At 36.1% G+C, this 13,697-nt stretch carries 13 protein-coding genes and 1 pseudogene; 3 read left to right on the top strand and 11 right to left on the bottom strand.

All coding sequences use genetic code 11. The annotated features are described in order from the left end of the window. Positions 1–5 precede the first annotated feature (5 nt). Both LF887_RS08025 and LF887_RS08020 read right to left on the bottom strand, forming a co-directional pair. Positions 6–179 (bottom strand): annotated as a pseudogene (locus tag LF887_RS08025) (cold shock domain-containing protein); the annotation flags it as partial. 71 nt (positions 180–250) lie between these two features. After that, a complete protein-coding gene (locus LF887_RS08020) occupies positions 251–460 on the bottom strand; it encodes a cold-shock protein (protein ID WP_236858515.1) in 210 nt (69 codons plus the stop codon). A 184-nt stretch (positions 461–644) separates the two neighbouring features. Here LF887_RS08020 and LF887_RS08015 point away from each other — a divergent pair, with 184 nt between their 5' ends. Further along, positions 645–815 (top strand): hypothetical protein, encoded by a 171-nt coding sequence (locus LF887_RS08015; protein ID WP_236858513.1) that lies wholly within the window; start codon positions 645–647, stop codon positions 813–815. Between the two features lie 59 nt (positions 816–874). Here the strand turns inward: LF887_RS08015 and LF887_RS08010 are convergent, their stop codons facing one another. Beyond that, positions 875–2,383 (bottom strand): carbon-nitrogen hydrolase family protein, encoded by a 1,509-nt coding sequence (locus tag LF887_RS08010; protein WP_236858506.1) that lies wholly within the window; start codon positions 2,381–2,383, stop codon positions 875–877. Positions 2,384–2,437: 54 nt separating this feature from the next. Here LF887_RS08010 and LF887_RS08005 point away from each other — a divergent pair, with 54 nt between their 5' ends. Next, the gene (locus tag LF887_RS08005; RefSeq protein WP_236858505.1) at positions 2,438–3,091 is read left to right on the top strand and encodes a hypothetical protein; all 654 of its coding nucleotides are present in this window, start codon (positions 2,438–2,440) and stop codon (positions 3,089–3,091) included. A 405-nt stretch (positions 3,092–3,496) separates the two neighbouring features. Beyond that, positions 3,497–3,862, top strand: coding sequence for a hypothetical protein (locus LF887_RS08000; protein WP_236858504.1), 366 nt, complete (start codon positions 3,497–3,499; stop codon positions 3,860–3,862). Positions 3,863–3,937: 75 nt separating this feature from the next. Here LF887_RS08000 and guaA read toward each other — a convergent pair whose 3' ends face one another. From guaA to LF887_RS07960, 8 genes are all read right to left on the bottom strand, one after another. After that, positions 3,938–5,467: a glutamine-hydrolyzing GMP synthase gene (guaA, locus tag LF887_RS07995; RefSeq protein WP_236858503.1), complete on the bottom strand. Its 1,530-nt coding sequence runs from the start codon at positions 5,465–5,467 to the stop codon at positions 3,938–3,940. Between the two features lie 148 nt (positions 5,468–5,615). Next, positions 5,616–6,854, bottom strand: coding sequence for a phosphoribosylamine--glycine ligase (purD, locus tag LF887_RS07990; RefSeq protein ID WP_236858502.1), 1,239 nt, complete (start codon positions 6,852–6,854; stop codon positions 5,616–5,618). A gap of 89 nt (positions 6,855–6,943) precedes the next feature. Further along, positions 6,944–8,461: a bifunctional phosphoribosylaminoimidazolecarboxamide formyltransferase/IMP cyclohydrolase gene (purH, locus tag LF887_RS07985; protein ID WP_236858501.1), complete on the bottom strand. Its 1,518-nt coding sequence runs from the start codon at positions 8,459–8,461 to the stop codon at positions 6,944–6,946. 169 nt (positions 8,462–8,630) lie between these two features. Then, positions 8,631–9,194, bottom strand: coding sequence for a phosphoribosylglycinamide formyltransferase (gene purN / locus LF887_RS07980; RefSeq protein WP_236858500.1), 564 nt, complete (start codon positions 9,192–9,194; stop codon positions 8,631–8,633). A gap of 75 nt (positions 9,195–9,269) precedes the next feature. Then, positions 9,270–10,262 (bottom strand): phosphoribosylformylglycinamidine cyclo-ligase, encoded by a 993-nt coding sequence (gene purM, locus LF887_RS07975; protein ID WP_236858499.1) that lies wholly within the window; start codon positions 10,260–10,262, stop codon positions 9,270–9,272. 270 nt (positions 10,263–10,532) lie between these two features. After that, positions 10,533–11,084 (bottom strand): NADPH-dependent FMN reductase, encoded by a 552-nt coding sequence (locus LF887_RS07970; RefSeq protein ID WP_236858498.1) that lies wholly within the window; start codon positions 11,082–11,084, stop codon positions 10,533–10,535. Positions 11,085–11,126: 42 nt separating this feature from the next. Then, complete coding sequence (locus LF887_RS07965) at positions 11,127–11,855, bottom strand: pirin family protein (RefSeq protein ID WP_236858497.1); 729 nt, start codon at positions 11,853–11,855, stop codon at positions 11,127–11,129. Between the two features lie 440 nt (positions 11,856–12,295). After that, entirely contained in the window at positions 12,296–13,696 is a 1,401-nt protein-coding gene (locus tag LF887_RS07960) for an MFS transporter (RefSeq protein WP_236858496.1), read from the bottom strand. Position 13,697: the final 1 nt, after the last annotated feature.

Here is a 13,697-nt window from a genome sequence, read left to right as displayed (position 1 = left end):
AAAATTTATTGTGATAATGTTATATGAGCTGCTTCTAATTTTCCTGTTTTTGATGTAACAACTTCAAATGAAACTCTCTCCCCCTCAGATAAAGTTATTAATCCCGCCGCTTTTAAAGCGGAATTATGAACAAAAATATCTACTCCTCCACCCTCAGGAGAAATAAAGCCATATCCTTTTGATTGGTTATATCACTTAACTGTACCTGTCATTTTTATTAATTTCTAGTGATTTTTTGACTCTTTTTATTTTAGCTGTTATCCACAACTCTCACATTTTCTGCCTGTCTCCCCCTGGGGCCTTCTACAATATGAAATTCTACGGTTTGTCCTTCTGACAAAAGTTTTAAAGAGCCGGCAATAGCCGAATGGTGACAAAAAATAGCATCTTCTGTTCCTTCAGGGATGATAAATCCATAGCCTTTTTCTGCATTATACCATTTTACAATTCCTTTTTGCATAGTTTTTAGTTTTTTATTAATGAATAAATATAATAATTTTAAAGAATAGATTAAAAATTCAAACCAATAATTTGTATTTTACAAATAAAACAGTAGTCATAATAACAAAATAAACAATTAGTGATAAAGCTTAATTAAAATTATATATATTTACAGTGTACAAACAAAACAAAAGTATTAAAACATGAAAAATTTACGCAACAGCAAACTTTCAAGAGAACAATTAAAAGGAATTGCGGGAAGTGGTCTTATCATTGATATTCCTAACTGCTCTAACCAATGTTGTCCTACTGACGGAAGGCCAAGATGTCCAAGACTGATCTGTCCTGCGGTAGTATGTCCTCATTATGATTAATTTGTTTTTTTAAAATTTTAGGTAAAAATAAAAACAGAATGCTTTCGCATTCTGTTTTGTTATTTGAGGTAGGTATCATAGAGATCTTTTCTCCGGTCTTTCATCACCTGAACAGAGCCGTTATGATGGAGATCTTTTAATAGATTCAGGTCTACATCTACAATTAAAGTCATTTCTGTATTCGGTGTAGCCTCTCCTTTTACGGCATTCGATGGGAAAGCAAAATCGGAAGGGGTAAACACGGCCGCCTGTCCAAACTGGATATCCATATTATTAACCCCCGGAAGGTTTCCTACACAGCCGGCAATGGCTACGTAACATTCATTTTCGATAGCTCTTGCAGCGGCACAATGACGCACTCTGATATAGGCGTTCTGCGTATCGGTAAGGTAAGGAACAAAAAGAATTTTCATCCCCTGATCTGCAAGAATCCTTGGTAATTCCGGAAATTCTACGTCGTAGCAGATGACAAGACCAATTTTTCCACAGTCGGTATCAAAAACTCTTATTTCGTTTCCTCCTTTCATTCCGTAGTATTTCCTTTCATTCGGTGTAATATGAATTTTTCGGTATTCATCTATACGCCCATCGCGGTGCAAAAGGTAGCTTACATTATACAAATCATTGTTATCATCGTCAAAGACAGGCATACTTCCTGAGATAATGTTTACATTGTAACTAATGGCAAGCTCAGAAATTTTATTTTTGATATCTTCACTCAGTTTAGCCAGTTCTATCATACTATCCCTTTCTGACAGCTTATTGAATGGTGCCAGCAGTGGTGTATTGAAAAGTTCCGGGAAGAGAACAAAGTCTGATTTGTAGTCGCCCATTACATTGACAAAAAATTCTACCTGTTCATAAAAAGCATCTATATTTTTAAAATGCCTCATCTGCCACTGTACAAGCCCCAGACGAATGATACTGTCCTGCATCGTATTGGGCTTTTTGCTGTAATAAATATTGTTCCATTGCAGCAAAACAGCGTTTTCCAGTGATGATTCATCTTCGGGAAGGTATTTTTTCAGGATCTTTATGGGAAGAAAGTTATTGGAAAGCTGGAAAGACAACACAGGATCATAAATTTCCTTATCTCTTACTCTGCGGATGTATTCTCTTGGGGAAAGTTCGTCACTGTATTTATGATAATTCGGAATTCTTCCGCCCAGGATAATAGATTTTAAATTAAGAAGCTCACACAACTCTTTTCTGGCATCATACAACCTTCTTCCCAGACGCAGCTCCCGAAATTCCGGATCAACAAAAACTTCTATTCCATACAATACATTTCCTGTTGACAAATGGGTGTTGAATGTATAGTTTCCTGTAATATCAACATAGGTATGATCGTCCCCAAATTCGTCATAATTCACGATAATGGACAGCGCTACGGCCGCTAACTTCCCATCTACGGTGATACAAATCTGACCTTTAGGAAATATTCTCGTAAGTTTTTCTATACTTTTTTTAGACCAGATAGATTCAGACATCTGAGGATACGCCCTTTTCATTGTTACAACCAACTCATCATAATCCTGAACAGTCAGGGGTCTCGTTTCTATTTGCATTTGATATAATTTTACTTAAATTTAAGGAAAAATAATTAAGAAAATATAATAGAAGTGGGTACTTACATAAAATACACTGATGAAAATAATATTGAAACACCAAAAGAACAACTTCATAAGCTTTCAGAATTTAACTGTTTAACTTATGATTCTACTACTAATGAGCTTAAAAAGATAGAAAGATTTTTAAAAAACTACAGGACTCAGCAAGTTGAACAATTGGGAGGTGAGGTTTATCTCTCTTCAGAAGATCATTTATCAGAAGTTATTCATCGTCATATAGATATCGGAACATTTGGTAAACCCTGGACCTTTTACTACAATAAAGAAAATAGCAGTAAGGGAGAAACCATGTGGGAGTATGTATTTTATCGTAAAGGCAGCCTGTTAGGAAAAGGTGTTCTAATATTTGATGATAAAAACAGAAAATTAGCTGGATATGCAATTGATGCAATAGCAGGATTTAAAACTGATAAGTTTAAAAACTTTTATGGTGATCCTTCTCTATTTGATGATGAATTCCAAAACGAAACCATTCCTACTATTGAATTTAAATATAACCCAGACGATTCTATCGAAAAAGTTTATTTCCGAGATGATGATTATTCGTTGAGAGATTTTCTTAACAATGATGAAATAAGCACAAAATTCGATTGGAAAGAAAATACTTACTATCATTCTTTTGAGCCCTTCTTTTTATCAAATTAAAAAACATCTTTTTAAAGCTTTTATTGATAAATGAAACCATATGCAATAACTATAAGTATTACAGTTATTTTTATTTTAAGCGTTTTTTATCCCAGCTCAATAATTAATCTTTCCCACTATTTAAACTTATTTTCAGTGTCTGAAATAAAGACTCAGGAAGTAAAAAATCTTGTTTATTTTTATATAGCGGGATCAATGTTATTGAATTATCTTATTTTTCATAGACATATATTATTCAAGTTAATATACTGTTTATTAATCACTCTCAATATTTTATTTATTATTTTTTCATTGAAACTGTTTTAATAAATTTGATGAAATTCTACCTAAATTCAGCGAGAATAACCTGAGCACTACAACTTTGTTTATCTACCTGTTTTAAGTAAAACTTCACATACTATAACTATGAAAATCAACCTATTCCTCATTATCATCTTATTTCTTACAGGATGTAATAAACAAAAAGTAAAAAAATCAGAAGACAGTATGACTTGGATTAAGGATTCTTTAGGCTGTAAGGGAAAGAGAACCTTTGATTTGGCTGAGAAACTCATTCTCGAGAATACATTAAAAAATAGTTCGGCTGAGAAATTCAAAACAATATTTGGAGAACCTAATGAAACTTTCCGGGATGGAAGTTTTACTACCTTCACTTACTATGTAACATCAGTATGTAATAATGATTCTCTTCAAAAAAACTCTGACAAATGCTTTTCAGTATTTACTTTTAAGCATAATAAATTTATTGACCACAACAATGCTTGTGAATGATGATAAGGCAAGCTATTCCAATAAAAAAATCCTGCCCGTTTGGGCAGGATTTATATTATAAATTCAAGTCAAAAATTATTCCCACTCAATAGTTGCAGGTGGTTTGCTTGAAATATCGTAAGCTACTCTGTTGATTCCTCTTACTTCGTTGATGATTCTACTGGAAACAGTATCAAGGAACTCATAAGGAAGTCTGCTCCACGTTGCTGTCATAAAGTCGATGGTGTTGGCAGAACGAACTACAGCGGTGTATTCGTAAGTTCTTTCATCTCCCATTACTCCTACAGATTTTACTGGAAGAAGTACTACAAATGCCTGAGATACTTTTTCGTAAAGGTCATTTTTATATAGTTCTTCAATGAAAATATCGTCAGCTTCCTGAAGGATTCTCACTTTTTCAGCATCTACAGCTCCCAGTACTCTGATTCCTAATCCAGGACCTGGGAAAGGGTGTCTGTATACCATGTGGTGAGGAATACCTAATTCTTCTCCAACTCTTCTTACTTCGTCTTTGAAAAGCTCTCTTAATGGCTCTAACAATTCGAATTCCATATCTTCAGGAAGTCCTCCTACATTGTGGTGAGACTTAATCACTGCAGAGGGTCCGTTGACAGACTGGCTTTCGATAACGTCAGGGTAAATAGTCCCTTGAGCAAGGAATTTAGCCCCTTCAATTTTGTGAGATTCTTCATCAAAAACATGGATAAATTCGTTTCCAATGATTTTTCTCTTCGCTTCAGGATCGTCTACTCCAGCTAATTTTGTAAGGAACCTTTCCTGAGCGTCCACCATTTTAATGTTCATATGGAAATGTTCTCCATATTGGCCCATCACTTTCTCACCTTCATTCTTTCTCAATAATCCCGTATCTACGAAGATACAAGTCAGCTGATCACCAATTGCTTTATGAATCAAAACTGCTGCTACAGAAGAGTCTACTCCTCCTGAAAGTCCAAGAATCACTTTGTTATCTCCTACTTTCGCGCGGATTTCTTCTACTGTTTTATCAATATAATTGGTCAGTTTCCAGTTTTTATCTGCATTACAGATTCCGAAAACGAAATTTTCAAGCATTTTCCCTCCTTCTTCTGTATGAGAAACTTCCGGGTGAAACTGAACACAGTAGATTTTACTTTCTTCATTAGCAATAGAAGCAATAACTCCTGATTTTGCATTGAGCTCAAAACCTGCAGGCAATTCTCCTACTTCATCAAAGTGACTCATCCAAACAACAGAGTTCTGAGTAACTCCTTTCAATAAAGAGCTTTCTTTAATGATTTCAAGGTTTGCTTTTCCGTACTCGCCTTTTTCTCCTTTGTTTACTTTTCCTCCTAAAAGGTGAGCCGTCATCTGCATTCCATAGCAAATACCCAAAACAGGAACACCCTGCTCATATAAAGCTTTTTCTACCAGATGGGCATTGTCTGCATTTACAGAACTCGGACCTCCGGAAAGAATGATTCCTTTAGGCTGTTTTGCTAAGATATCTTGTAATGGTGTATTGTAAGGTAAGATTTCAGAGTATACTCCCATCTCACGGATTCTTCTTCCGATAAGCTGATTGTACTGGGATCCGAAATCTAAAATAATAATACCGTTGTTCATTTTATAACTGATTGATTTATTTTAAATGATGTCAGACATCAGATTTCAGATTTCAGACCTGGTTGAACGTCTGGCATCTGATATCTAATATTGACTGTTTTACAAAAAAAGACTTGGAATTGCTCCAAATCTTTTTTCATGATTTTTATTAAAACTTTCCGATGTCTTCTCTGTAGAAGCCGTAATCGAAATGTACATGACCTGCGTCTTCGTAAACTTTCTTGCGGGCGTCTTCAAAAGTAGCTCCCGTAGCTACAATATTCAGAACTCTACCACCGTTAGAAACCACTTTGTCTCCTTTAGTAATAGCTCCTGCGTATAATAGTTTACTGTGTTGTATTTTATCTCCTCCTGTAATTTCGAAACCTGTTTCGATGTTTCTTGGATATCCTCCTGAACACATTACAAGACACACTGCTTTTTCTTCTTTGAATTTAAGTTCAATGTCTTTTCCTTCCATACAATCCTGGATCACATCTAAAAGATTGTTCTCCATAAGTGCCATCAATACCTGAGTTTCAGGGTCTCCAAATCTCATATTGTATTCAAGAAGGTAAGCTCCGTTTTTCGTAACCATCAATCCGAAGAAGATGATTCCTTTAAATCCGAACCCTTCAGCTTTAAGACCTTTAATAGTAGGCTCTAAAATATTTTTCTCAAAATCTGCATAGTGCTCCTGAGTGAACTCCGGGCTTGGTGCTACAGATCCCATACCTCCTGTATTAGGTCCTGTATCTCCATTTCCTGCTTTTTTATAATCTTTTGCAGCTACACATGGGAATAATTTTTCACCATTAGAGAAAGCAATGATAGAAGCTTCAAAACCTTGCAAATATTCTTCAATAACTAAACGGATACCAGCGTCTCCATAGATTCTTCTGATCATGAAATCATGGATAGTAGCTTCAGCTTCTTCAAGAGTGTCACAGATAACAACACCTTTTCCTCCAGCTAAACCACTCGCCTTGATTACTAAAGGATACTGCTGTGTCTGCACATATTCTTTAGCATCATTATATGAATCAAATACAACAGCCTTAGCCGTTTTGATATCATAGGTCTGCATAAATTTCTTAGAGAAAGCTTTACTTCCTTCAAGGCTTGCTACTTTCTGAGTAGGACCAAAAACCTTAAGATCGTGTTTTTTGAATTCGTCCTTCAAACCAGCCACCAATGGAGCTTCAGGACCTACGATCGTAAGATCTACCTTTTCTTTAATAGCGAAATCTCTAAGTTCTTTGATTTCTGATAAATGAACATTTTTCCCTATTACATCGGTAGTAGCATTTCCGTTGGCAAAAAACATTTTAGAAATTCTTGAGTCATTCTGAAGTTTTGCCGCTAAAGCAGATTCTCTACCACCTTCACCTATGATTAATATTCTCATACTTTATTTATTATCTAGTCTTATTTTACAAATATATAATTTTGAATGCTATAAATACAATCCCTAATTATTTTTTATCTCTATTTTAATTAGTGGAAAAAGTGTCTAACACCTGTAAACATCATTGGTATACCGTGCTCATTGGCAGCTTCTACACTATCCTGATCTTTTACACTTCCACCTGGCTGAATAATAGCCTTGATACCCTCCTGAGCGCAGAAATCTACCACATCACGGAAAGGGAAAAATGCATCTGAAGCCAATACCAGGTCTCCGGAGAATTTTTCTTTTGCTCTTTCAATAGCCTGTTGTGTTGCCCAGATTCTGTTTACCTGTCCTCCACCGATACCGAATGCCTGAATTCCGTTAGAAACTACAATTGCATTTGATTTCACATATTTTACCACTCTCTGAGAGAACAGTAATGCTTTCTTCTGCTCTTCTGTAGGCTGTACTTCTGTAACCACCTTAATATCATCAGAGAAGTGAGTATCGTTATCCTGAACCAAGATACCGCCATCCACTTTCACCCATGTTTGTTTATCAGAAACAGGATTTACGATTTTGATGATTCTTAGATTTTTCTTTTTTCTTAAAACTTCAAGAGCTTCTTCATCAAATTCAGGAGCCATTACAATTTCAAGGAATGTTTTGTTTAATTCTTCAGCTGTTGCAGCATCTATTTTATAGTTCATAGCAACAATTCCGCCAAAGATAGAAACAGGATCACATTCGAATGTTTTCTGATAAGTTTCCAATGCTGAAGTTCCTATTGCTACGCCACAAGGGGTAGAATGTTTCACTGCACAGCAAGCCATTTCTTCTTTGAACTCCGTAACTACTTTCCAGCAAAGGTCCATATCACGAAGGTTGTTGAAAGAAAGTTCTTTACCTCCAAGCTGTTCGAAATCTTTCATTGCACCGTTTTCGAAGGTGGACACATAATAAGCAGCTGTCTGATGTGGATTTTCACCGTATCTCAGGTCAGAAACTTTTTTGTATGAAGCGTTTAGGTAAGCAGGGTACTCCTCATCTAAAAGCATTCTTGAAATAGCAGCATCATAAGCAGAGGTAAGGTTGAATACTTTTCCTGCAAGCTTTTTACGGGTTTCTATATAGCTGTCACCGTTTTGCTCCATTTCCAGTCTTACTGTTGTATAATCTTCTACATCGGTAATTACGGTAACAGAGTCAAAGTTTTTGGCTGCAGAACGAAGCATTGACGGACCACCGATATCAATAAACTCCACCTTTTCATGTAAGGAAATGTTTTTATTTACATTTTCAAAGAAAGGATAAAGGTTTACGATAACCATGTCAATCAGGCCAATTCCGTGTTCCTGAACAATTCTCATGTGCTCTTCGTTGGTACGAACAGCTAAAAGTCCTCCGTGAACTTTAGGGTGCAAAGTTTTCACTCTTCCGTCCAGCATTTCAGGGAAATTGGTTACCTCATCAATCTGAATAGGATTTAAACCAGCGTCTTTCAAATGTTTGAACGTTCCTCCTGTAGAGATCAACTCATAATTCTGAGCTTCCAAAAACTGCGCGAATTCTATTAATCCACTTTTGTCAGAAACACTGATTAAAACTCTCTTTTTACTCATTTTACTTTCAATTTTTTACTTTTTACAGCTATTTCAAACTGTATCCGGGTCTTTCACCTCCGAATTTACTTTTATTTTACTTAGATTTCTTTTTAATTAATGTAACAATGTATCAATTTAATGATGTAAAAAAACATCTTAAATATTGGTCATTTGTTATATTGATCTATTAGTTTCCCAGCACCTTATTGATTGCTGTCGGAAATATTTCATATTCAATCTGGTGAACTTTCTGTGCTAATGTTTCAGCAGTATCTTCTGGGGTTACTTCAAAAGATTTTTGAAGAATAGCTTCTCCTTCATCGATTCCCGGAGTTACAAAATGTACTGTTGCTCCGCTTTCTTTTTCTCCTGCTTCAATAACTGCATGGTGAACGTTCATTCCCCACATTCCTTTTCCTCCGAATTTTGGAAGTAGTGCAGGATGAATATTAATGATCTTACCAGTCCAGTTTTCACAAAACTCAGGTTTCAAAATGGATAGAAAACCTGCCAATACGATAAGGTCGGTATCTGCAGGAATTACTTTTGCCAATTCACTGCTGAAGCTTTTTCCTCTTGGAATCAGAATATTTTCTATGGTATGTTTTTTCGCTCTCTCAAGTCCGTAACACTCTCTGTCAGCCACTACCAAAGATACTTTTGCATTCTGAATTTCTCCAGCTTCAATAGTATCTATGATTCTCTGAAGATTGGTTCCTGAACCGGATACGAGTACAACGATGTTCTTCATATTCTTGTAAAATGTAAAAAGTATTAATGTATTTATGACTTAAAATCAGGAATACTTTTTACGTTCATACATTTATTATAGTGATAAATTGATTTTCTCTGCACTTTCTGTGATTTCTCCGATTTCGTAAGCATCATCTAAAAGGTGTAATACTTTTTCAGCGTGCTCAGCATCTACTACGATGATCATTCCTACTCCCATATTGAAAGTTCCGAACATTTCTTCGCGGGTTACCCCGCCTCTTTTCTCCAGTTCCAGCATTACAGTAGGAATTCTGATTTTTGAACCATCGATGGAAGCACAAAGTCCTTCAGGGATGATTCTTGGGACGTTTTCGTAAAGACCGCCTCCTGTAATGTGAGCAATCCCTCCTACTTTTACTTCTTCCAATACTTTATGAATATCTTTGAAATATAATCTTGTAGGAACTAAAAGTGTTTCATATAAAGGTTTCCCTTCAAACTCTTCTTCGAAGTTCGGGAATACTTTTCTTACTAAAGAAAATCCGTTTGAATGGAATCCTGAGCTTGGCAATGCAATAATCTTGTTTCCCGGTTTGATGTTGGACCCATCAATGATCTGGTCTTTTTCCACGATTCCTACACAGAATCCTGCTACATCATAGTCTCCCGGCTGGTACATCCCAGGCATTTCTGCAGTTTCACCACCTATCAATGCACAGTTGTTATCCTTACAAGCTTTTACCATTCCAAGAACGATTTCAGCAGCAATCTCAGAATCAAGCTTCCCACAAGCCAGATAATCTAAGAAGAACAGAGGCTTAGCTCCGTGGCATAGGATATCGTTGGCACACATTGCAAAACAATCTACCCCGATAGAGTCATACTTTTTAGTATCTAAAGCCACTTTCAGCTTGGTTCCTACTCCATCTGTTCCTGAAACAAGAACTGGATTTTTATATCCTCCGATCTCATAGAAAGCACCAAAACTTCCCAAATGATTCAATACATTGGAATTGTGGGTTTCACCGACCGCTTTTTTGATCTTGTCAACCGTTTTGTATCCTTCTTCTTTGTCTACTCCTGCTGATTTGTAAGTGTTGCTCATGTCTGCTTAGATTTTTAGATATTGGATTTCAGATGATGGATTGTCTTACATCTTTCCTCTTCTTATCTTTTAATATTTCAATTACTTTTTATATTCGATTTTAGAAAACAAAAAAGCCGACAATCTTTTCAGATTATCGGCCGTTATTTTATCTCAGAATTTCAGAGCCCACAACTTTCCCTTTATGAGAAAAACATTGTTTATAGGAGGTCTGAATTTTCATCTCTTTTCTTTTTGCAAAAATAGTAATTTTAAATGAATATTCAAATTCTATTTTTCAAGGATGGTTTCGATAGCTGCAATCTTCTTGATTTTTTCTTTTAATTCGCTGTTTTTCTCTTCATTAGAAATTTTTTGCCCAGCTTTATCAAAGTTATCGTTAAAGAAAGGCAGCGAGAACGTTTCTACCACATTTCCTCCGTGGAAAGGAAAGCGCTTTGATGCAGCTTCCAAAACTCCTGCTCCACCTCTACCTCCCGGGGATGTAGACATCAATAGCATTGGTACTTCATTCCAAACCGTTCTGTCTTTGATTCTGGATACCCAGTCGAACACATTTTTGAAAGCTGTAGAGTAAGTTCCGTTGTGCTCTCCTAAAGAAACCAATAATACGTTTGCGCCATCAATCTTTGCTGCAAAATCATGAGCTTCCTGAGGTACACCACCTGCTAATTCTCTTTCATGTTTATAAATTGGCATTTCGAAAGGATTCAGATCCACTACTTCCACTTCTGCATTTTCAAATAACGTGGCTGCATAAGCTACCAGCTGCTTGTTCATTGAAACTTCTGAGTTACTTCCTGCTATTGCTAAGATTTTCATATGATAGATATTTATTTTTTTTAAGGTTACAAATTTAGTTTATTATTTAAGATAAGAAGGTAATTCCATTGGGACTTCCATTAATAATACTTCTGTATCTTCTACTGCTTCCAGATTAAAGCTCTGAGTATCCCAGATTCCCAGCCCATCTCTTTCATTAAGAACACGATCTCCAATTTTCACACTCCCTTTTAAAACAAATGCATAGACTCCGTTTCCTTTTTTGTTGAGCATATAGTTTTTGCCGTTTCCTTTTGTAAAGTTGGCTAAATTAAACCAGGCATCCTGATGAATCCAAACTCCGTCATCATTTTTATCAGGGGATAAAATCTGTTGAAATCCGTTGATCTTTTCACCTTCCTTGATGCTTTTCTGATCGTATCTTGGCTCAACATTCAATTCTCTCGGGAAAACCCAGATCTGCAGAAATTTTACTTCCTCATCTTTATTCTTATTATATTCACTGTGCATTACTCCGGTCCCTGCACTCATTACCTGGATTTCTCCTTTTTTGATCACTGCTGTGGTTCCCATTGAGTCTTTATGCTCCAGATCGCCCTCCAAAGGAATTGAAATAATTTCCATATCTCTGTGTGGGTGTGTTCCGAATCCCATTCCCTGAGAAACGGTGTCATCATTCAATACTCTTAGCACTCCAAAATTTGATCTTTCTCTATTTTGGTAGTTAGCAAAACTGAAAGTGTGGTAAGAATTTAACCAACCATGATCAGCATGGCCTCTCGAATCTGCTTTATGATATACTGTTTTCATTTTGTGATTATTTATAGTACAAATGTACGGGGTATAAATCCTGTAAATGTTGATGTAGGTTAAGAAAGGAGGTTATATACAAAAGGTGGAGGGAGCAAGTTAATAGCTTTATACATTAAGCCTATCATAAAAATTCAGGTTAAAAATAAAAAAGATTTAGTTTTTACAAATAGGCTTATTATCAATTTTATGTTTTGGCTAAAGCCAATGGGTTGTCCATAAAAAGAAAAAGTGGGCTAAAGCCCACTCCTATTGATATTAAAACCTATTATTCTATTAAACAACAGACATTAAAATAATTTTCAATTCTCCATTTTTCAATTTTCAACTATTAAAATGAAGAGGGCTAAAGCCCACTCCTATTGATATTAAAACCTATTATTCTATTAAATAACAGACATTAAAATAATTCACAATTCTCCATTTTCAATTTTCAATTATTAAAAATGCACCTGTTTAATCTCCCCTTCAATTTCTTTTGGGGTCTCATTTTCTGATTTGACAAAAATCATTGTAACTAATGCTCCTATCAACATACAAACTCCTCCTACAACCACATAATCCATGGCCTGCTTACCAAAAATACCGCTTACAACAGGACCTCCGAATAACCCATTGATGATCTGAGGAACAACAATAAAGAAATTGAATATCCCCATATAAACCCCCATTTTCTTCTGAGGAATAACTTCAATCAGCATCGCATAAGGCATCGCCAGAATACTTGCCCAGGCAAAACCTAATCCTACCATTGAAATCCATAAATTGTTGACATCTTTAATAAAATACATTGAAATGAGCCCTATCCCTCCACAGGCTAAAGCGAGAGCATGGGTTTGTTTTTTACCTATCCATTTTGCAATAGGAGTCAATAGAAAGGCAAAAGGAATAGCCCAAAGGTTATACATTCCGAAAAGCTTACCTGTTAAATCTCCTGCATTATTAAATTCTTTGGAATGGGTATCTTCCGGAGATAATCCCAAATGATGGGTTGCCAGGGCACTGGTTGTAAATACCCACATCGTAAATAATGCAAACCATGAAAAGAACTGAACAATACCCAGCTTTTTCATTTGAGCAGGAATCCTGGCAAAGTCTTTAAAAATATCAGAAAACCTGGAGGGTTCTTCTATTTTTTTATCTCCTGCAAATTCTGCAAACTCCTTTGGTGAATATTCTCTGGTTGTAATGATGGTATATAAAATAGACAGAATAAGTAATACTGCTCCTATGTAAAAGGAATAAATAACATTATCTGCTACAAAACCTTTAGGCGCTTCATTAGAAATTCCAAGTTTAGTAAGCCAGTCCGGAAGGTAAGAACCGAGTACTGCACCTATTCCAATCAGGATGGTCTGCACAGAAAACCCTACTGTACCCTGATGCTTTGGCAACATATCTCCAACTAAAGCCCTGAAAGGTTCCATTGCAACATTTATAGAAGCATCCATCATAGCCAGGAAAATTACGGCCAGCAAAAGAGCGTTGGCCGCAAACATCTGATTTGCAGAAGCAGCATTAGGAAGCAGTACCAATCCTATGGCACATAAAACAGCTCCAATCAGAAAGTAAGGTTTTCTTCTTCCCAACGGGCTCCATGTATTATCTCCCATATGCCCGATAATAGGCTGAACGATCAATCCTGTGATGGGTGCTACCAGCCAGAACCAAGATAATTCATGAACATCAGCCCCTAAATTGGCCAGAATACGGCTTGCATTTCCATTCTGCAGCCCAAATGCCATCTGAATTCCTAAAAATCCCGTGCTCATATTAATAATCTGAAGCATCGAAAGATTAGGTTTTATTTTCCCTGAAAAAGTACCGTGCCGAGTATTCATT

It is taken from the genome of Chryseobacterium sp. MEBOG06 (assembly GCF_021869765.1).
GTDB lineage: Bacteria > Bacteroidota > Bacteroidia > Flavobacteriales > Weeksellaceae > Chryseobacterium.
This window is presented reverse-complemented; position numbering and strand designations above follow the sequence as displayed.